Raw genomic sequence first — 17,814 nt, 5'->3', positions numbered from 1 at the left:
GTCGAGCGACGGCGTACCGTTGGCCAATGCAAAACTTTCCTCCTCACCCCACCGGCGTCAATACCTCCTCCCCCGCAAAATGCCGCCGCGCATTCTCCAGGAACTGCGTCACGGACGCCGTGATGGCCTCCGGCGACCAGCCGGCCACATGCGGGGTCAGCACGACGTTAGGACAGTCGAACAACGCGACCGGCGGCGCCGGCTCGCTCTCATAGACATCCAGCCCGGCCCCGCCAAGCTTGCCAGCGCGCAGTGCGGAAGCCAGCGCCTCGGTATCCACCACGCTGCCGCGCGCGATATTGACGAGGAACCCGGCCGGCCCCAGCGCCGCCAGCACGCTTGCATCGACCAGGTGCCGCGTACCCGCCCCGCCCGGTGTGGCGATCACCAGGTAGTCCGCCCACGCGGCCAGCGCACCGATACTGTCGAAGTACCGGTACCCCGCATCTTCGCGCGGCTTGCGGTTGTGATAGCCGATCTCGAGGTCGAAGCCTTCGCCGCGCCGGGCAATACGCCGGCCGATGGTGCCCAGCCCTACGATCCCCAGCCGCTTGCCCGAGACATTGGGCCGCAGCGGCAGCGCGGTGCGCCAGGTACCGGCGCGCGTGGCCGCGTCCAGCTGCGGCACGGCGCGCACGGTCGCCAGCAGCAGTGCGAAGGCGTGGTCGGCCACGCAGCTGTCGTTGGTGCCGGCGCCGTTGGCCACGGCGATGCCGCGCGCGCGGGCGTGGGCCACGGCGATGTTCTCGAAGCCCGCGCCCAGCGCGCACACCAGTTCCAGTGCTGGCATCGCGTCGATCTCCGCCGCGGTCAGGCCGGTGGAGCCGATGGTCAGTACCGCGCGGATGCGTTCGCCCTGCGTGGCGATCTGCGCTGCGCGGCCTTCGGCGTCGGGCGCGTAGAGGATCTCGAATCGTTCGGCAATGGCGTCGCGGTGGTGGGTGGCGACCTGGGTCAGGATCAGCAGCGTGGGCTTCATGGCGGGGTGGAGTCGGAGAGGGGTGGCAGCGGGTGGGATGCACCCGGAGTCCGTCACGCGGATAGCGGGCAGACGTCACATTCTAGCGCTGCGGCGCCGGGCTTGCCGAAGGCGACAGCACGCGCGGAGGCACGCAGAAACGGGTACGCTTTGCCTGCGGCAGCGAGGTTTGCGACCGGTCTTGCAGAATGGAATATGCCTATAAACAAGGGTCGAACGCGATTCCCGAAGGGCCGGCAGTACCGTTCCGCCGGTTCCGGCAAGGCACGCAGAAACGGGTACGCTTTGCGGGGTACGCCCCCCTCGGCGCCATGACCGCATCACACCATTGCGTATCATGCGTGTTCTCTTCCTCACTCGCAAAAGAACGGCATGCGCGCAATCGGCAACTTCCTCTGGTTCATCCTTGGCGGCGTGGTGATGGGCCTGGCCTGGTGGCTGGCCGGGCTGCTGGCCTTTATCTCGATCATCGGGATCCCCTGGGGCAAGGCCTGCTTCGTGATCGGGACTTTCACCTTCTTCCCGTTCGGCAAGCAGGCCATCAGCCGGCGCGAGCTGACCGGGCGCGACGATGTCGGCACCGGCGCGCTGGGGCTGGTCGGCAATGTGCTGTGGTTTATCTTTGCCGGCGTGTGGCTGGCCATCGGCCACGTGATGGCGGCGGTCGCCAACTTCGTGACCATCATCGGCATTCCGTTTGCGATCCAGCACCTGAAGCTGGCCGGCATTGCGCTGGCGCCGATCGGGCAGACCGTGGTCACCAATGAAGTGGCCGACGCCGCGCGCCGCGATGGCGCACGCCTGCAGGTGGACAACCTGCGCCGCTGACGGATCAGGCGTTGGCGTCTTCGGCGCCGCCTTCGTCCTGCTGGCCGGCGTGCGCGACCAGCCGGTCGAGCAAGCTGCCCAGCAGCGCCTGTTCGGCGTCGCTCAGGCAGCCGAAGATCTCCGCATTGCGCCTGGCGATCATCGCGATCGCCTGCCGGTATAGCGGCTTGCCCTGTGCGGTCAGTGACAGCACCACGCCGCGCCCGTCGGCCTCGCTCGCCTCCTTGCTGACCAGCCCGCGCGCCACCAGCGCCTGCGCCGAGCGGCTGGCCTGGCCCTTGGTCAGGTTGGCGCCCTGCGCCAGCTGGTTGACCGACAGCGGCGCGAAGGCGCCGATCGCGGCCAGGCAGCGGCCCTCGCTGAGCGGCAGGCCGCATTGCTCCAGGTAGGCGGCGGCGCTGTCCTTGTCGCTGAGCTTGTTGACCTGGTGCAGGCGGTAGGTCAGGAACTGGTCGAGGCGTGGCAGTGGCTTCATGGCGTGTCCTTGTCAGGCGTCGGCATTCTAGCGTCCTGTACTCCCTATTGCTGGCTGCGAGCCTCGGCTTCGTCGATCAGCGCCAGCACCGGCGCCAGCGCTTCCTGCCGGCTCATCAGGCCCAGGCACACCATTGCCAATAGCAGCGGGGAGCGTGCTTCGCCGGCACGGCCCATAGCCTCGCACAGGCGGGTGTAGGCGAGGTCGAGGTCTTCAGCTTGCATGGCGGGCTCCGGTTTGCATCAGGGGGGCGAGGGTGGCGCGCACGGCGTCCCATGACGGTTCGCGCCAGCGTGCCAGGACATAGCCATCGGGGCGGATGAGGTAGAGCGTGCCGGATCGTGCGCCGTAGCGGGCGTGGGCCTGGCCGGCGACGTCGGCCAGCGCCGTGGCGCCGGCCACGTTGCCGCCGGTGACCACCACGTGTGTCTGCACGGCCTCCGGATGCGCATTCTCGAATGCGGCCAGTGGCTCGGGAAGCGAGGGCGCATCGCTGAAGTACAGCAACGTGAACCGTTGCCCGAAGCATTGCGTGAGGTGCACGACCTCGTCGGGGCCTGCCACGCGCATTTCCGGCGCGGGCAGGCCGGGCGCGGCGCCAGGACAGTCGTCGCCAAAGTCGCTGGGACCGTTCAGCGCCGAATCCGTATAGGCAATCGGTGCCGACTGCCGCGGATTGATCAGTGACCGCACCGCGGGCTCATGCTGCGCCAGCCGCAGCGTGGCTTCGCGCATCAGCCGGAAGGCAAAGTCGGGCGGTGCCATGAACTCGGTGCTCTTGGCGCCGTAGGCGATGTTCTGCCGCGTGGCATGCACGCGTTCGGCCGAATAGGAATCGAGCAGGCTGTCGGGCGCCTGGCCGCGCAGCACCCACGCCAGCTTCCAGGCCAGGTTGCCGGCATCGTCCAGCCCGGAGTTGAGCCCGCGCACGCCAAAGATCGGCACCAGGTGCGCGGCGTCGCCGGCAAACAGCACGCGGCCGTGGCGGTAGTCCTGCAAGGTCAGGCACTTGGCGTTGTAGATGGAGATCCACAGCGGCCGCCACGGCTCGGTCTCGCCGATCATGTCGAGGTGGCTCTGCACGCGCGGCAGCACGTTCTCGGGCTTGACGGCTTCGTCAGGGTCTTCGTCATCGCGGATCTGGTAGTCGATGCGCCAGACGTCGTCAGGCTGGCGGTGCATCAGGATGGTCGATCCGGGGTTGGAAGGCGGGTCGAACCAGGCCAGCCGCTCCACCTCGCGCCGCGTCTTCTGCACGATATCGACGATCACGTAGCGGCCTTCGTACTGGGTGCCTTCCATGCGCAGCCCCAGTTGCTCGCGCACGGTGCTGCGCCCGCCGTCGCAGGCCACCAGCCATTGCGCGTCGACCTGCACCACGCCTGCGCCAGTCTGGATCTCGGCCACGACGCCGCTGCCGTGCTGGCGCACCGCCTGCACGCGCGCGCCGAAGCGCACATCCGCTGGCGCAGCGCCGCGCAGCGCGGCGTCGTGGGCGAGGGCTTCCAGGTAGTACTGCTGGATATTGACCATCGGCGCGAAGCGCTCGCCGGGTTCGCTGGGCATGCGGAAATGCAGCGCCTCGGCATCGCGGTAGTAGCTACGCCCGCCCACCCACGGCAGGCCGGTTTCGACGGTGGCGCGGTCTGCGCCCACCCAGCCGAGGATTTCCAGCGAACGCCGCGCCATGCAGATGGCCCGGCTGCCGGCGCAGTAGCCGTCGTCGGCTTCCACCACCAGCGCGGCTATGCCCTGGCGCGCCAGCAGCGCAGCCAGCGTCAGGCCGACCGGGCCGCCGCCGGCAATCAGTACCGGCACGTGCTGCGGCCATGGGCGCGATGACGAGGGCGGCGGTGCCGGCGGCACGGCCGCGTGGGGTGCGGTGGAGTCTGGCATGGCGGGGTCGTAGTGTCTCTGCGATGTAGTTGTGTGCGCAACTATATCGACCAGATGGTTGCGCACGAAACTAGTGTTAACCCGGCCGGGAAACGGCGATCCGGCGAAAGTCGGGAACAAGTCGCACATCGCCGCAGGCCGTCCTTGGCCTATGCTTCGCAAGAGGCACACTACTTCAGCCCACCCGCTGCGCCATGCCCACGCTCCCGACCGATGCCGCACCCCGCGCCACCAGGCTGCCTGCGCCGGGCAGCTGGCAGTACCACGTGCTGCTGGGCGCGGCAGGCATGCTGGTGCTGGGTCCGCTGGGCGGCATCGCTGCCGCGTATATGAATTTCTCGCTGGGCTTCTTTGTCGGCGGGCAGGTGCTGGCGGGCATCCTCGGCTCGGTGGTGACTGCAGGCTATGGCGCGCCCGGGCGCCACGGCGCCAACTACATCCAGACCGCGGCGGCGTCGGTGGCGGGCATGGGCGGCATGGCCGTGGTGCTGCAGGCGATGGCGTGGCTGGGCATGGCGCAGCCGCCGTTGTGGCAGCTGGTGCTGTACATGCTGTGCATCGGCATGTTCGGGGTGGGTGTGGGCATGCTGTACACGCCATTGCTGGTGGACCGGATGCAGCTGACCTTTCCGTCGGGGCTGGCCGTGGCCAATATCCTGCGCGCGCTGACCGATCCGGCGCTGCTGCGGCGTTCGGTGGCGCGGCTCGGGGGCGGCCTGGCGCTGGGCCTGGGTTGCGGCCTGGGCGCCGCGCGCATGCCGTGGCTGGCGGCGCTGGACCTGTCGGCCGCGACCTTCGGCGCCGGGATGATCGTCGGCGCGCGCGTGGGCATTGCCGCGCTGGTGGGCGGGCTGGCCGGCTGGGCCATGACCCCGTGGTTTGTCGCCGCGGGCTGGATGGCGCCCGGCGAGCCCTATCGCAAGGCCACCTTCCTGGTGGCCCTGGGCATGATCATGGGGGCGGCTGCGGTCGATGTGGCCTTGCTGCTGGCACAGGCGTGCCGCCAGTGGCGCGCGCGCCGCCACCCTGCGCCGCGGCGCGGGCCGGGCATGGGCTGGGTGGCGGCCTGGGCGCTGCTGTGGGGCGCGGCCACGGTGGCGGCGGGCGTGGCCTGGTTCGGCCAGCCGTTGGGCTTCCAGCTGATGGCGGTGCTGCTGGTGCTGGTGTTTGCGCTGGTCAACGGCATCTCGGTCGGCATGGTCGACCAGAACCCGATCTCGTCCGCCTTCGTGCTGTCCGTGATCCTGATGGCCGCCGCCGGGCTGCGCGCGCCCCATGTCGGGCTGATCGCCGCCACGGTCTTGCTGGTGGCCACGGCCGAGGCGAGCGACATGCAGCAGGACCGCTCCACCGGCTGGCGCCTGGGCAGCGACCGCATGGTGCAGTTCGGCTACCAGGTGGCGGGCATCGTCGTGGGTGCGCTGGTGGCGGTGGCGATGGCACGGCTGTTCATGCATGCCTATCCGGTGCTGGCGCTGGACCAGACCAGCCTGCCGGCCGACCAGCAGCCCGCGCGCTGGACCTCGGCCATGACATACAAGATCGTGGGCGTGCTGCACGGGCTGGCGCAAAGCCGCACCGGCCAGCATGTTGCGGTGGCAACGGGTCTGGCGCTCGGCCTGGCCACCGCGGTATTGCGCAAGGCCATCCTCGGCCGGCAGGCGTGGCAGCGCTTCGCGCAAGCCAGCCGGCGCGGGCGGGTGGCGGATTTCCTGCTCGATGCGGCGATCCTGCCCTCGCCCTATGCGTCGTCTTTCGGTGGCTTCGTCAACCTGGCGGCGGCCGGGTGGATGGCGGCCGGCGGCGTGGCGGCGAGCGTGGCCGCCGCCGTGGCCAGGCCCGCAAGGACGGCCCGGGGTTTGCCGCAGGATATGAGCACGGCATCGCTGGTCGGTGGCGGCCTGATCGCGGGCGATGCGCTGGCGGCGCTGGCCATCGGCGTGGCGGGCCTGTTATCCCCCACATTGGGTTGAGGCCGGCCGCGATTGTCAAATTATACTGACGCTTCTGTCCAAGTTTCAGTGGATTGTCAAATCCCGCGACCAGCGTACCATAGGCGGCCAGACTGACGCACTGGCTTGACCCGGAGAATCATCATGGCCCTTGACCAAGAATCCTTTGCCCTGCTGCGCGCCTCGGTGCAGCGCTTCATCGACGAACGCCTGAAGCCCGCCGAAGACACGCTGGAGGAAACCGACGACGTGCCCGCCGAGATCGTCGCGGACATGAAGGAGATGGGCCTGTTCGGCATCTCCATCCCCGAGAACTACGGCGGCATCGGCCTGTCGATGTCGCAGGAATGCGATGTGGTCTACGACCTGGGCCATACCGCCTTTGCCTTCCGCTCGGTGTTCGGCACCAACGTCGGCATCGGCTCGCAGGGCATCCTGATGGATGGCACCGAGGAACAGAAGCAGCAATACCTGCCGCGCATCGCCAGCGGCGAGCTGATCATCTCGTTCGCGCTGACCGAGCCGAACGCCGGCTCCGATGCGGCTTCGCTGCAGACCAAGGCCGAGCTCGACGGCGACCACTACGTCATCAACGGCACCAAGCGCTTCATCACCAACGCGCCGCGCGCCGGCGCCTTCACGCTGATGGCGCGCACCGGCGGCGCGGGCGCTTCGGGCATCTCGTCCTTCATCGTGCCGGCCGACACCCCGGGCATCTCGCTGGGCAAGCCGGACAAGAAGATGGGCCAGCGCGGCACCAAGACCTGCGACGTGGTGCTTGAGAACGTGCGCGTGCCGGCCGCCAATATCATCGGCGGCGTGCCGGGGGTGGGCTTCAAGACCGCGATGAAGGTGCTCGACCGCGGCCGCCTGCATATCTCGGCGCTGGCCTGCGGCATGGCGCATCGCCTGATCACCGACGCTGTGGCCTATGCCAGGGAGCGCAAGCAGTTCGGCAAGCCCATCGGCGACTTCCAGCTGATCCAGGCGATGCTGGCCGACAGCCAGGCCGAGCTCTACGCCGGCCTGTCGATGGTGCGCGACTGCGCCCAGCGCTACGACGCCAAGCCCGCCGGCAAGAGCGATCCGGAGGTCAGCATGCTGGCCTCGTGCACCAAGATGTTCTGTACCGAGATGGTGGGCCGCGTGGCCGACCGCGCGGTGCAGATCCATGGCGGCGCCGGCTATATCGCCGAGTACAAGGCCGAGCGCTTCTACCGCGACGTGCGCCTGCTGCGCCTGTATGAAGGCACCACGCAGATCCAGCAGTTGATCATCGCCAAGCAACTGCTGCGCGACTGACCATGCAACCGCCCGGCGCGGCAGGAGTCGACATGAACACGATGCAGTTACGCGGGCCGGACAGCCCGCTGCAGGCAGGGCATGATGGCGATGCGCCGCACCGGCTGCGCGCCGTGGTGGCGACCTATCGTCCCACGCTGCAGGCCTATACGCTGGCGGTGTCGCCGGCCGAGCTGATGGCGCTCAGCGCGCTGCCGGCTGAGATGGCGGGCGGTGTGGGCGGCACCAGCGATCCACGCGCGCACGCGCACCTGGCGCGCTTGCGTGGCGAGGTCCAGGCCAGCGGCATTGCGTTGCCGGGTGCAATCGTGGTCGCGGTCAGCGGCGGCAGCCTGCAATGCGAGTCTGACCACCTCTACACGCTGTCGCTGCATCCGCGCCGTGGTGACCGGCTGATCGTGCTGGACGGCTATGAGCGGCTGCTGGCGCTTGCGCATGGCGAACGGCGGCAGTGCAAGACGCTGGTGTCGGCGGTGCTGTGGCGCGCGGCGCTGGATACCGCCGCGGCGGTGCCGGCGGCGGAGGCCGCCAACGAAACGATCGACGCGGCCGTAGCGCAGTCGTCGTGCGCGGCGCGCTGGGCCAACGCCACGCGGGTGTGGCATTGACCGGGGTACCGGGCACGAAGAACATGCTCAGCGCAATATGACGGAAGCCGCCTGCATGGCGGCTTTTTCTCTTCTAGTGGCCCGGCGTGCGCGCAAGCCGCTTATTGCGGCCACACGCCATCGACATCGCGCAGCAGATGGCCGGCGAGGATATAGTCCCCGAGCCGCGTGGCCTTGGCCTCGAGGTCGAGCAGTTCATGGTCCGCCAGCGTGCCGAGATCGAACTGGCAATAGAGATTGCGTTGACGGAACGTGGCCTTGGGTTTGGCCAGCCCTTCGATCAGGGCTTCGCGGGAACGGACGGCGATGCTTTCTTGTCCGCGATACTGCACCTTGATACCGCGCTTTTCTCCGAGCCTGCCGAGTTCGACGGCATCCTGCCATCCTGTCTCGTAGTCCAGCTCAAGCGCCAGCACGCCTTCCGAGGCCAGAAGCCTGAGCGCTTCTGCCTTGCTGCCAGCTCGCACGATTGACATCCACACCTCTTATATCGACTTATACTGTACGAATATACAGTCAACCCGGGGTCGCGGCAAGGGGCTTGCACCGGACGCCTGCCGACCGCTCCCTGCCTTGCCGCTGCGATGTTGCGCTGGCCGCGCCTGCGGCCTCTTGCCAGTGCAGCCGAATATTGTTTCCCGCGTATGTCAGGGCTGCGCCTGCGGTGCCGCGCCGGCCGCTTCGTTGCCTGTGCTGCCGGCCGCGCCGGAGCCACTTCCGCTGCCGGTTGGGCCCAGTTGCGCCGGTGCGCCGCTGAAGTCGCCAGCATAGACGCGCGACAGCGTGCCTGGCTGCATGTAGCGCCGAATGGCCGCGTTGACGGTTTCCGGCGTGGCGTTGCGCAGGCGCTCTTCGAGTTCGGCGGTGAAGGCCATGGTGCGGCCCAGGTAGAGCTGGTTGACCAGCGCGCCGGCCAGCGCGGCGTCGTTGCTGCGGCCGACCATGCCCTGCTGCAGCAGGCCGCTGACGGCCTCGGCCAGTTCCTGCGCGGTGATGCCGTCGCGCACGAAACGCTCCAGCTCCTCGGTCACGGCGCGTTGCAAGCGCGGCAGGTTCTGCGGTGCGTATTGCGCCTGCAGGCCGAAGCGTCCCGCGCGGTCGAGCGCGCCCACCTGCACCCAGCTGCTCGCGCCATAGCTCAGGCCTTCCCGCTGCCGCAGCCGGTCAGCCAGGCGGCCGCGCAGGCTGGCGCCGCCGAGCACGCGGTTGGCAATCATCATCAGCGCATAGTCCGGCGCGTCATTGGTCAGGTCGATCGGCGTGGAGGCCAGGTAGATGGCATTGGCCTTGCCCGGCGCGGGCAGCGTGAACTCCGCCGGCGGGATCGGCACAAAGGGGCGCTCGACGCGCGCGTAGGGCCGTTGCGCGCTCCAGTCGCCGAACAGCTGCGCTGCCTGCGCGGCCGCGGCCGCGGCATCGAAGTCGCCCACCAGGCTCAATTGCGCATGGCCCGCGCCATAGAAGCGCGCGTGGAAGTCGCGCACCTGCGCCAGGGTGGCGGCCTGCAGGTCGGCGATGTTCTCGGCAAAGGTGCGCGCATGGCGCGGGTCGCCCGCGGGGTAGGGGTCGCCATGGCGGCCCAGCGCGTTGGACGCCATCACGCCCGGCTCGCGCCGGATGCTCTCGATCTCCGCGATGCTGGTCTTGCGCAGCGTCTCAAACTCCGCCTCGGGGAAGGTCGGTGCGCGCAGCAGGTCGCGCAGCAGGGCCAGCAGTTCCGGCAAGTGCGCGCGGCGCGTCTCGAAGCTGACGGCCACGCGCTCAGAGCTGCCAGAGATGCCGACGCGTGCGCGCAGCGCCTCGATGCGGTCGGCGATCTGCTGGCGGTCCATGCCAGCCGCGCCGCGCCGGAGCATGGAGGCGGTCAGCGCGCCCACCGTGGTCAGCCCCTGCAGGCTCTGCGCGTCGCCCATGCGCAGCACCAGCGCGCCGTGCACCACTTCACCGCGCGCGGGCTTGGGCAGCAGCGCCAGCTGCATGCCGTTGGCCAGCGTCTGGCGCGTGGTGTGGGCCTCGATATTGGCGGGGCTGGGATCGAATGCCGCCACCGCGGCCATTGCCTGCCTGCCCTGGTAGCCGCTGACCATGGCCGTGACATCGGGCGCCGGCGGCACCTGCGCGCGCGACGGCTGCTCGGCGGGAAGGAACACGCCCACGGTGCGGTTCGAGGCTTGCAGGTAGTTCAGCGCTACGCGCTGCACGTCTGCCAGCGTGGTGGTCTCGATGCGGTCGCGCGCCAGGAAGAACAGGCGCCAGTCGCCCTTGGCGATGGCCTCGGACAGCGCCACGCCGAGCGCGCCGGGATCGTTCATGTAGTGCTCGTAGGCGTTGCGCATGCGCACGCGCGCACGTTCCAGCTCGGCCTCGGTCACGGGCGCCTCGGCAAAGCCCTCGACCTGCGTGATCAGCCCGGCGCGCGCAGCCGCGAGCGGCTGGTCTTTGGACGTCTCGACCATGAGCAGCAGCGCGCCCGGGTCCTTCATCGCATAGAGCGCGGTGCCGACCGACACGGCCTGGCCACGCTCGACCAGCGCCTTGTACAGCCGCCCGCCCGGCGTATCGCCGAGGATGAGGGTCAGCAGCGAGAGTGCCGTGCTGTCCGGATGCGCACCCGGGCTGACGTGGTATTGGGCGGCGACCAGGCTGTTGTCGCCGGGGCGCATCACGACCAGCTCGCGCGCGCCTTCCTGTGCGGGCTCGACGGTATGCTCGGGCGGCAGCACGCGCGTCGGGCGCGGGATCGGCCCGAAGTAGCGCTCGATGCGTGCCAGCGTGGCGGCGGGATCGAACTTGCCGGCCACCACCAGCACCGCGTTGTCGGGCTGGTAGTAGCGGCGATAGAAGGCGCGCAGGCCGTCGATGCTGACGTGCTCGACATCGCTGCGCGCGCCGATCGGGGCCTTGCCGTAGTTGTGCCAGCGGTAGGCGGCGGCCATGGTCTGCTGCATCAGCATGCGCCCGGGGCTGTTCTCGCCCATTTCCATCTCGTTGCGCACCACCGTCATCTCGCTGTCCAGGTCGGCACGCGAGATCACGCTGTTGACCATGCGGTCGGCTTCCATGCGCAGCGCCCAGTCAAGGTTTTCATCGTTGGCGCTGAAGGTGCCGAAGTAGTTGGTGCGGTCCTGCGCGGTGGTGCCGTTCACGCTCATGCCGCGCCGGGCGAACTCGGTCGGGATGGCCTTGCCGGGCAGCGATGGCGTGCCCTTGAACAGCAGGTGCTCGAGCAGGTGGGCCATGCCGGTCTCACCATAGTTCTCATGGCGGCTGCCGACCAGGTAGGTGATGTTGACGGTGGTGGTGGCCTTGGCCGCGTCCGGTGCCAGTATGATGCGCAGGCCGTTGGGCAGGCGGTATTCGGTGATGCCTTCGACCGATGCCACCTGCGTGGCTGTGGCAGGCGTCGCCGTGGGCGCCGTCTGCACCGGCTGCGCCAACGCCGGCGCGCAGGCAAGCGAAGCGAGCAAGGACAGGTGCAGGGCAGTGCGGCGCATGGCGTCTCCGGGCGGGCGGTGGCAGTGGGTTGGCGGGTGAGGCACGAAGCGCATTCTAGCCGCCGCCCCTGCCAGGAACTGTGCCGCAGCCCACGCCCGCGCGCCAGAGGGAAATGTCCGAATCCAGCGGGTAAGCACTTGCAGGTAGCGGTAGCATGCCGTCATGCACCTCGATCCCGATACCTGCTACAAGGCCGTGGCCTCGCACGACCGCCGCTTCGACGGACGCTTCTTCGTGGGCGTGTCGTCGACCGGCGTGTACTGCCGGCCGGTGTGCGCAGTGCGCACGCCCAAGCGCGAAAACTGCACCTTCTACGAGAGCGCTGCGGCGGCGGAGAAGCATGGCTTCCGCCCCTGCCTGCGCTGCCGTCCGGAACTGGCGCCCGGGCACGGGCTGGCCGATATTTCAGGCCGGCTGGCGCAGGCCGCGGCCACGCTGATCGACGAGGGCTTCATGGCCGAAGGCAGCGTGGCCACGCTGGCGGCGCGCATCGGCGTGACCGAGCGGCACCTGCGGCGCCTGTTCGATGCGCAGTTCGGCGTGTCGGTGCTGGAGTACGCGCAGACGCAGCGGCTGCTGCTGGCCAAGCGCTTGCTGGCCGACACCGCGCTGCCTGTGACCGAAGTGGCGCTGGCGGCGGGCTTCGGCAGCGTGCGCCGCTTCAACGATGTGCTGAAGACCCGCTACGGCCTGACGCCGCGGGCGCTGCGCCGCCGCGCCGCCGACGGCGTGGCCGACCGGCTGGTGTTCGACCTGGGCTACCGCCCGCCGTTTGCCTGGGACGCATGGCTGCGCTTCCTGGCTACCCGGGCGGTGGATGGCATCGAGGCCATCCGGGACGGTACCTATATGCGCACGCTGCTGGTGGATGCCGGCGGCAGCACGCATACCGGCTGGGTACGGATCGAACATGTGCCGCGCCGGCTGGTGCTACGCGTCACGTTGTCGGCCTCGCTGGCGCGCGTGATTCCGCAGGCGCTGGGCAAGGTGCGCCGCCTGTGCGACCTGGGCTGCCGCCCGGACGTGGTGGACCGGCACCTGGGCGAGCTTGCCGAGGCAATGCCGGGCGTGCGCCTGCCGGGCAGCGTCGATGGCTTCGAGATCGCGGTGCGCGCGGTGGTGGGGCAGGTGATCTCGGTGGTGCAGGCGCGGCGCATCCTGGGCGCGCTGGCGCGGCACGCGGGGCAGTCGCTGGACGGCACGCCCCCCGACGGCCTGCGCTACACGTTCCCGACTGCCGCCGCCATTGCCACACTGCCAGAGCAAGGCTTGCGCGATGCCGGGGTGTCGGCGGGCAAGGCGCGCACGCTGCTGGCGCTGGCGCAGCGCGTGGCCGACGGCACGCTGGCGCTCGATGCGCACGCGCCGCCGGAGCAGACCGTGGCGGCGCTGCGCGAGGTCGGCGGCATCGGCGACTGGACCGCGCAGTATGTCGCCATGCGCGCGCTGGGCTGGCCCGATGCGTTCCCCGGCACCGACTATGCGCTGCGCAAGGTGCTGGGCGTCAGCACCTTGCGCGCGATGCACGAGCGCACCGCGCAATGGGCGCCGTGGCGTGCCTACGCCGCCATCCACCTGTGGCATCGCTATGAAGCGATGAAGGATGCGGCCAGTGCCGCGGCCGAACCGGAGACGATCACATGACCAGCTATCGCCATATCGACAGCCCGCTCGGGACCATCCTGCTGCGCGCGCAAGGCGCACACCTGACTGGCCTTTTCTTCGCCGGGCAGAAATACCATCCCGCAGGCATTGCCGACAGCCGCGACGTGCCGCCGGCCGACGCCGCGGTGCTCGACCGCGCCGCGTCGGAACTGGCCGAATATTTCGCCGGCCGCCGCGATACCTTCACCGTGCCGGTGCGCTTTGCCGGCAGCCCGTTCCAGCAGCGCGTGTGGGAGGCGCTGCTGGCCATCCCCTGCGGCGAGACCGCGTCGTACGGCGAACTGGCCCGCACCCTGGGCCTGCCGCCCACGCATGCGCGCGCAGTCGGCGGCGCGGTGGGACGCAACCCGCTGTCGGTGATCGTGCCCTGCCATCGCGTGCTGGGCAGTGCCGGCGCGCTGACCGGCTACGCCGGCGGCATCGAGCGCAAGCGCGCCTTGCTGCAGCGCGAAGGCATCGGCACCTCGCCCGGCTGATGGCGCCGGCTGCGCTGCCATGCCGCGCCTGTTCATTGCCGTGGAAGTCCCGCCCGCGCTGGCGGCATGGCTGCTGTCGATCCTGCCGCCCGCGCACGGTGTGCGGCCGGCAGCGCCAGAGCAAGTCCACCTGACCCTGCACTTCCTGGGTGAGTGCAACGTGCCTGGCGCAGCGCTGGAGGCCGCGCTCGACAGCATCCGCGCACCTGCCTTCCTGCTTCAGGCAGCCGGTACCGGGCGCTTTCGCAGCGGCCAGGGTTCGGTGCTGTGGGCAGGCCTGGCGCCAGGTCCCGGCCTGGACGCGCTGCGCGCCCTGCATGCCGACGTCGGGCAGGCGCTGGCCGGGGCCGCGGGCATTACCCCGGAGCGGCGGCGCTTCCATCCGCACCTGACGCTGGCGCGCTGCAAGCCGTCCGTGCCCGAAAGCGTGCTGCGCGCGTGGCTCGATACGCACCGTAGCCTGGCCAGCGAGGCCTGGCAGGTGCAGCGGCTGGTGCTGTTCGAAAGCCGGCTCGGCCCGCAAGGCCCCCAGCATCTCGTGCGCCAGGCCTGGCCACTGACGCAGGCCGGCCCTACGCCAGGTTGCTGAGCCCCAGCGTTACGCCCAGCCCGCACAAGGCCGAGCCGATGGTGCGGTCCAGCAGCCGCTGGCGCCGCAGCATCGCCGCGCGCAGTGCCGGCGCGGTGAACACGCACGCCACCAGGCTGAACCACGCCAGGTGCGCCACCGACATGAATCCGCCATAAGCCCATTGCACCGGCACCGGCGTGTGCACATCGACCACCTGGGTGTAGGTGCTGACCACGAACAGCGTGGTCTTCGGGTTCAGCGCATTGGTCAGGAAGCCCATGCGCAGCGCCGCCCACGGCGGCAGCGTGCGCGCACCTTGCAGGTCTACTGCCAGGGCCTCGCGGTTGCGCAGCGTCTGGATACCGATCCAAACCAGATAGGCCGCGCCCAGCATCTTCACCACCGTCAGCACGTTGTGCGCATGGGCCATCAGCAGCCCCACCCCGAATATCGTATAGAGCACATGCACCTGCACCCCCAGCGCGATCCCGAGGGCGCTGAGCAGGCCGGCGCGGCGGCCGTACAGGTAGCTGTTGCGGGTGACCATGGCGAAGTCCGGGCCCGGACTGACAACGGCCAGCACGGTCACGGCGGCGACCGCCAGGGATTCGGCGATTGGGGGCATTTTCTGTGAGGTTACGTTACAGTTATCCGGAAATCGCCACATCGGGAGATCCGGGCGTACCCAATTCTGCGTGCCGGAAAGCGCCGCAACAACCGATATATACTCGCGCAATTACGTGAGAAAAACTGACTGATGCACTGGCTGGGCTGGATCCGATTCTTCGAGGCCGCGGCGCGCCACGAAAGCTTTGTCCGGGCGGCGGAGGAACTGCACCTGACCCATGGCGCGGTCAGCCGGCAGATCCGCCAGCTGGAGGACACGCTGGGCGTGGCGCTGTTCGAGCGGCGCAACCGCGGGGTCTTCCTGACCGAGGCGGGGCGCACGCTGTTCGCGGCGTCGACGCAATCGATGGAGGTGCTGGCCGGCGCCGCCGCGCGCATCCGCACGCAACCGCCGGGGCGAGCGCTGGTGCTGTCATGCGAGCCGACCATCGCCATGCGCTGGCTGATCCCGCGGCTGCCGCGCTTTGCCGCGCGCCATCCCGATATCCCGCTGCACCTGATGGCAGCAGGCGGGCCGATCGACTTCACCCGCAGCGGCGCCGACCTGGCACTGCGGCGCAATGACTTTGCCTTCGATGCGCGCTGGCATGCGCGCGAGGTGGCGCAGGAACGGGTGGGGCCGGTGTGCCGGCCGCAGCTTGCGCAGGGGGCAGCCACGGTCCCGGCGCGGCTGCATACGCGCACGCGGCCCGAGGCATGGCAGCGCTGGCAGGCGGTGCGCGACGATGCCGCCCCCGTCGTGCAGTGCGACGGCGACGCCTGGTACGAACATTTCTACCTCAGTCTGCAGGCCGCCGCCGCAGGGCTGGGCTGGGCCATGGCCTCGCAGCTGATGGCCGCGGACGAGATCGCCGATGGCCGGCTGGCCGCGCCGTTCGGCTTTGTTGCCGACGGATCGGCCTATCATTTGTTGTCGCCCGCGCCGTTTGAACACGACACGCGCCGGCTGGTGCTGCTGGCGTGGTTGCGCGAAGAGGCGCAGGCAACGCTTGCGGCGCCGCCACCGGACGCCTGAAAGCGGCGTGCGCGCTACCCCCCGGAAGTCTGTGCTCAAGTTCTGCCACAGATCTGCCGAAGTGAGAGCATGCGTCTTGCCGGGCATCGGGACACGCGCTTAACATGCGCGCGGCCGGCAGGCCGAAGCCCCCGTAACCGGCGATCCCAGCCACTCCAGATGTTGCGTGAATCCATGAATCAGCACGATGCCTCCGGGCCAGCCGATAACGGCGCCGAATCCGACATTGAGCCGGCGGATGACCGTTATCGCCTGACGCACAACTCGCAGATCGGCACCGTGCTGCGCGACCTGTCCTGGCAGAAGTGCATGCTGAGCGTGCGCACCCGCACCGGGCACCAGTTCGTCACGTCGGTCCTGCACGTCGACCCGGTCGACCGCACCTTCGTGTTCGACTGGTGCAATGCGGAACCCGAACGGATGTCGCTGATGACCTCGGATGAAAATGCGTTCTCGGGGCTGTTGCGCGGCGTGCCGGTCAACTTCGTAGTGGGCCGGCCGGGCGCCACGCGCTATGAGGAAGGCCCCGCCTTCGTCGTCGAATTCCCCGAGAAGCTCTACCACTTCCAGCGCCGCCGCCATTTCCGCGCGCGCACGCTGGTGACGAGAGGCTACCGCTGCGAGATCCACATGTCGGACAAGACCGTGCTGGGGCTCGATATCGCCGACCTGTCGCTGTCGGGCGTGGGTCTGCGCTCGAAGACGGTCTCGGCAGAGCACCTGCCGGTCGGCACCACGGTCGGCAAGTGCCGGCTGGACTTCCGCGAGCTGGGCAAGCTTGAGCTGGACCTGCAGGTGGTTGGCCACTGGCTGGTGGGCCATGACGACAGCGCCATCCACCATTTCGGCTGCGCCTTCATCCATCCGGACGGGCGCATGGAGAACTTCCTGCAGCGGCTGGTATTTGCGCTGGAACTGGCGCACCGGGGCTGAAGCACCGGTGCCGAGGCCGCGCAACCCGGGCCCGGATTACCTCAATCCCGTGCGGCTGCCCGGGTAGTCAGCGGCAATCAGGAGCCGATCAGTCGGCCGATTGCCGCCGCGGCTTCGCGTATCGGCGGCAGCAGCCGCGAGATCATCTCTGCTTCAGAGACACGCGCGGCGCGCACGCTCACGCTCAGCCCCGCCAGCACGATGCCCGAGGCCGAGCGCACCGGCACCGCCATCGCGCGCAGGCCCGGTTCCAGCTCTTCATCGACGATCACGTAGTCCACTTCGCGGGCGCGCTCGAAGCACGCTTCCAGCTCCTGGCGCGAGACCTTGGTCTGCAGCGTGCGCGGGCGCAGCTCGGCATGCTCGAAGAAGCCGTCCAGCACTGTGGCGGGCTGGTGCGCCAGCAGCAGCCGGCCGTTGGAGGTGCAGTAGGCTGGCAGGCGGCTGCCCATGCCTAGCGAATAGTTCAGCACCCGCTGCACTTCGGAGCGCACCAGGTACAGGATGTCGGTGCCGTCCAGGATCGCCAGCGTGCAGGTCTCGTGGATGCGCGCGCTCAGGTTGTCCAGGATCGGCTGCGCCAGAGACACCAGCGAGGTCGACGAGAAATACGCGTGGCCCAGGTGCAGCACGCGCGGCCGCAGCGCGAACTGCCCGTCCTGCTGGCTGACGTAGCCGAGCTGTTCCAGCGTATAGAGGCAGCGCCGCACCGAGGCGCGCGACAACTGCGTGCGCTGCGCCACCTGCGAGATCGTCAGCGGGCGCTTGCGTTCCGAGAACGCCTCCAGCACGGTCAGCCCGCGCGCCAGCGACAGCATGAAGTTGGGATCGCCGGCAAAACTGGCGAGCAGGTCGGCCTGGGGCCGGGCAACGCGGACGGTGTCGGCCTGTGCATGGCCAAGACCGAGGGGGCGGAGGACATCCATTGGGAGGTGTGTTGTCTGGGCTTGTTGTCCGATAATCGCGCAATCTTAAACCGGCTGGCCGCCAGG

At 69.4% G+C, this 17,814-nt stretch carries 17 protein-coding genes; 9 read left to right on the top strand and 8 right to left on the bottom strand.

The window, feature by feature from the left end:
• Positions 1-43: 43 nt before the first annotated feature.
• Positions 44-979: a 2-hydroxyacid dehydrogenase gene (locus tag AC3WLE_RS07435; RefSeq protein WP_492319393.1), complete on the bottom strand. Its 936-nt coding sequence runs from the start codon at positions 977-979 to the stop codon at positions 44-46.
• Between the two features lie 372 nt (positions 980-1,351).
• Between AC3WLE_RS07435 and AC3WLE_RS07430 the strand changes: the two genes are divergently transcribed.
• Complete coding sequence (locus tag AC3WLE_RS07430; RefSeq protein ID WP_492319394.1) at positions 1,352-1,807, top strand: YccF domain-containing protein; 456 nt, start codon at positions 1,352-1,354, stop codon at positions 1,805-1,807.
• Positions 1,808-1,811: 4 nt separating this feature from the next.
• Here AC3WLE_RS07430 and AC3WLE_RS07425 read toward each other — a convergent pair whose 3' ends face one another.
• From AC3WLE_RS07425 to AC3WLE_RS07415, 3 genes are read right to left on the bottom strand one after another with little or no spacing between them, the layout of a single operon-like run.
• On the bottom strand, positions 1,812-2,282 hold the full coding sequence (locus tag AC3WLE_RS07425) for a MarR family winged helix-turn-helix transcriptional regulator (RefSeq protein WP_492319395.1): 471 nt from the start codon (positions 2,280-2,282) through the stop codon (positions 1,812-1,814).
• Positions 2,283-2,326: 44 nt separating this feature from the next.
• The gene (locus AC3WLE_RS07420; protein WP_010811169.1) at positions 2,327-2,506 is read right to left on the bottom strand and encodes a hypothetical protein; all 180 of its coding nucleotides are present in this window, start codon (positions 2,504-2,506) and stop codon (positions 2,327-2,329) included.
• Positions 2,496-4,178, bottom strand: coding sequence for an FAD-dependent oxidoreductase (locus tag AC3WLE_RS07415; RefSeq protein ID WP_492357498.1), 1,683 nt, complete (start codon positions 4,176-4,178; stop codon positions 2,496-2,498). Before AC3WLE_RS07415 ends, AC3WLE_RS07420 begins: the two co-directional genes overlap by 11 nt.
• Positions 4,179-4,372: 194 nt before the next feature.
• Between AC3WLE_RS07415 and AC3WLE_RS07410 the strand changes: the two genes are divergently transcribed.
• The 3 genes from AC3WLE_RS07410 to AC3WLE_RS07400 all read left to right on the top strand — a co-directional run bounded on the left by AC3WLE_RS07410 (position 4,373) and on the right by AC3WLE_RS07400 (position 8,040).
• A complete protein-coding gene (locus tag AC3WLE_RS07410) occupies positions 4,373-6,151 on the top strand; it encodes an OPT/YSL family transporter (protein WP_492357499.1) in 1,779 nt (592 codons plus the stop codon).
• 123 nt (positions 6,152-6,274) lie between these two features.
• Entirely contained in the window at positions 6,275-7,432 is a 1,158-nt protein-coding gene (locus AC3WLE_RS07405; protein WP_010811172.1) for an acyl-CoA dehydrogenase family protein, read from the top strand.
• Between the two features lie 32 nt (positions 7,433-7,464).
• A complete protein-coding gene (locus AC3WLE_RS07400; RefSeq protein ID WP_492319398.1) occupies positions 7,465-8,040 on the top strand; it encodes a hypothetical protein in 576 nt (191 codons plus the stop codon).
• A 101-nt stretch (positions 8,041-8,141) separates the two neighbouring features.
• Here the strand turns inward: AC3WLE_RS07400 and AC3WLE_RS07395 are convergent, their stop codons facing one another.
• Both AC3WLE_RS07395 and AC3WLE_RS07390 read right to left on the bottom strand, forming a co-directional pair.
• Positions 8,142-8,516, bottom strand: coding sequence for a hypothetical protein (locus tag AC3WLE_RS07395; RefSeq protein ID WP_010811174.1), 375 nt, complete (start codon positions 8,514-8,516; stop codon positions 8,142-8,144).
• A 171-nt stretch (positions 8,517-8,687) separates the two neighbouring features.
• Positions 8,688-11,534 (bottom strand): M16 family metallopeptidase, encoded by a 2,847-nt coding sequence (locus tag AC3WLE_RS07390; protein WP_492357500.1) that lies wholly within the window; start codon positions 11,532-11,534, stop codon positions 8,688-8,690.
• Between the two features lie 163 nt (positions 11,535-11,697).
• On the opposite strand from AC3WLE_RS07390, the gene AC3WLE_RS07385 reads away from it, so the two are divergent.
• From AC3WLE_RS07385 to thpR, 3 genes are read left to right on the top strand one after another with little or no spacing between them, the layout of a single operon-like run.
• Complete coding sequence (locus AC3WLE_RS07385; RefSeq protein ID WP_492357501.1) at positions 11,698-13,179, top strand: AlkA N-terminal domain-containing protein; 1,482 nt, start codon at positions 11,698-11,700, stop codon at positions 13,177-13,179.
• Complete coding sequence (locus AC3WLE_RS07380; RefSeq protein ID WP_492319401.1) at positions 13,176-13,676, top strand: methylated-DNA--[protein]-cysteine S-methyltransferase; 501 nt, start codon at positions 13,176-13,178, stop codon at positions 13,674-13,676. The genes AC3WLE_RS07385 and AC3WLE_RS07380 overlap by 4 nt, the downstream gene beginning before the upstream one ends.
• A gap of 19 nt (positions 13,677-13,695) precedes the next feature.
• Positions 13,696-14,265 (top strand): RNA 2',3'-cyclic phosphodiesterase, encoded by a 570-nt coding sequence (gene thpR / locus AC3WLE_RS07375; RefSeq protein ID WP_492357502.1) that lies wholly within the window; start codon positions 13,696-13,698, stop codon positions 14,263-14,265.
• On the opposite strand, the gene AC3WLE_RS07370 is transcribed toward thpR, so the two are convergent.
• Positions 14,249-14,872 carry a LysE family transporter gene (locus AC3WLE_RS07370; protein ID WP_492319403.1) on the bottom strand — a complete coding sequence of 208 codons (624 nt, stop codon included), beginning with the start codon at positions 14,870-14,872 and terminating at the stop codon, positions 14,249-14,251. The genes thpR and AC3WLE_RS07370 overlap by 17 nt on opposite strands.
• 132 nt (positions 14,873-15,004) lie before the next feature.
• Between AC3WLE_RS07370 and AC3WLE_RS07365 the strand changes: the two genes are divergently transcribed.
• Together AC3WLE_RS07365 and AC3WLE_RS07360 are read left to right on the top strand one after the other, a co-directional pair.
• Positions 15,005-15,889 (top strand): LysR substrate-binding domain-containing protein, encoded by an 885-nt coding sequence (locus AC3WLE_RS07365; RefSeq protein ID WP_492319404.1) that lies wholly within the window; start codon positions 15,005-15,007, stop codon positions 15,887-15,889.
• A gap of 159 nt (positions 15,890-16,048) precedes the next feature.
• Positions 16,049-16,822, top strand: coding sequence for a flagellar brake protein (locus tag AC3WLE_RS07360; protein WP_492319405.1), 774 nt, complete (start codon positions 16,049-16,051; stop codon positions 16,820-16,822).
• Between the two features lie 77 nt (positions 16,823-16,899).
• On the opposite strand, the gene AC3WLE_RS07355 is transcribed toward AC3WLE_RS07360, so the two are convergent.
• The gene (locus AC3WLE_RS07355; RefSeq protein WP_013954068.1) at positions 16,900-17,748 is read right to left on the bottom strand and encodes an IclR family transcriptional regulator domain-containing protein; all 849 of its coding nucleotides are present in this window, start codon (positions 17,746-17,748) and stop codon (positions 16,900-16,902) included.
• Between the last annotated feature and the right edge of the window lie 66 nt (positions 17,749-17,814).

Source organism: Cupriavidus sp. FW306-1B-F12B (genome assembly GCF_058781795.1).
This window is presented reverse-complemented; position numbering and strand designations above follow the sequence as displayed.

What these genes read in the sequence shown, in the direction of transcription:
- AC3WLE_RS07410 (WP_492357499.1), top strand. Translation starts at nt 4,373, where the DNA reads ATGCCCACGCTCCCGACCGATGCCGCACCCCGCGCCACCAGGCTGCCT.
- AC3WLE_RS07415 (WP_492357498.1), bottom strand. Translation starts at nt 4,178, where the DNA reads ATGCCAGACTCCACCGCACCCCACGCGGCCGTGCCGCCGGCACCGCCG.
- AC3WLE_RS07400 (WP_492319398.1), top strand. Translation starts at nt 7,465, where the DNA reads ATGAACACGATGCAGTTACGCGGGCCGGACAGCCCGCTGCAGGCAGGG.
- AC3WLE_RS07380 (WP_492319401.1), top strand. Translation starts at nt 13,176, where the DNA reads ATGACCAGCTATCGCCATATCGACAGCCCGCTCGGGACCATCCTGCTG.
- AC3WLE_RS07365 (WP_492319404.1), top strand. Translation starts at nt 15,005, where the DNA reads ATGCACTGGCTGGGCTGGATCCGATTCTTCGAGGCCGCGGCGCGCCAC.
- AC3WLE_RS07435 (WP_492319393.1), bottom strand. Translation starts at nt 979, where the DNA reads ATGAAGCCCACGCTGCTGATCCTGACCCAGGTCGCCACCCACCACCGC.
- AC3WLE_RS07395 (WP_010811174.1), bottom strand. Translation starts at nt 8,516, where the DNA reads ATGTCAATCGTGCGAGCTGGCAGCAAGGCAGAAGCGCTCAGGCTTCTG.
- AC3WLE_RS07425 (WP_492319395.1), bottom strand. Translation starts at nt 2,282, where the DNA reads ATGAAGCCACTGCCACGCCTCGACCAGTTCCTGACCTACCGCCTGCAC.
- AC3WLE_RS07430 (WP_492319394.1), top strand. Translation starts at nt 1,352, where the DNA reads ATGCGCGCAATCGGCAACTTCCTCTGGTTCATCCTTGGCGGCGTGGTG.
- AC3WLE_RS07370 (WP_492319403.1), bottom strand. Translation starts at nt 14,872, where the DNA reads ATGCCCCCAATCGCCGAATCCCTGGCGGTCGCCGCCGTGACCGTGCTG.
- AC3WLE_RS07390 (WP_492357500.1), bottom strand. Translation starts at nt 11,534, where the DNA reads ATGCGCCGCACTGCCCTGCACCTGTCCTTGCTCGCTTCGCTTGCCTGC.
- AC3WLE_RS07360 (WP_492319405.1), top strand. Translation starts at nt 16,049, where the DNA reads ATGTTGCGTGAATCCATGAATCAGCACGATGCCTCCGGGCCAGCCGAT.
- thpR (WP_492357502.1), top strand. Translation starts at nt 13,696, where the DNA reads ATGCCGCGCCTGTTCATTGCCGTGGAAGTCCCGCCCGCGCTGGCGGCA.
- AC3WLE_RS07355 (WP_013954068.1), bottom strand. Translation starts at nt 17,748, where the DNA reads ATGGATGTCCTCCGCCCCCTCGGTCTTGGCCATGCACAGGCCGACACC.
- AC3WLE_RS07405 (WP_010811172.1), top strand. Translation starts at nt 6,275, where the DNA reads ATGGCCCTTGACCAAGAATCCTTTGCCCTGCTGCGCGCCTCGGTGCAG.
- AC3WLE_RS07420 (WP_010811169.1), bottom strand. Translation starts at nt 2,506, where the DNA reads ATGCAAGCTGAAGACCTCGACCTCGCCTACACCCGCCTGTGCGAGGCT.
- AC3WLE_RS07385 (WP_492357501.1), top strand. Translation starts at nt 11,698, where the DNA reads ATGCACCTCGATCCCGATACCTGCTACAAGGCCGTGGCCTCGCACGAC.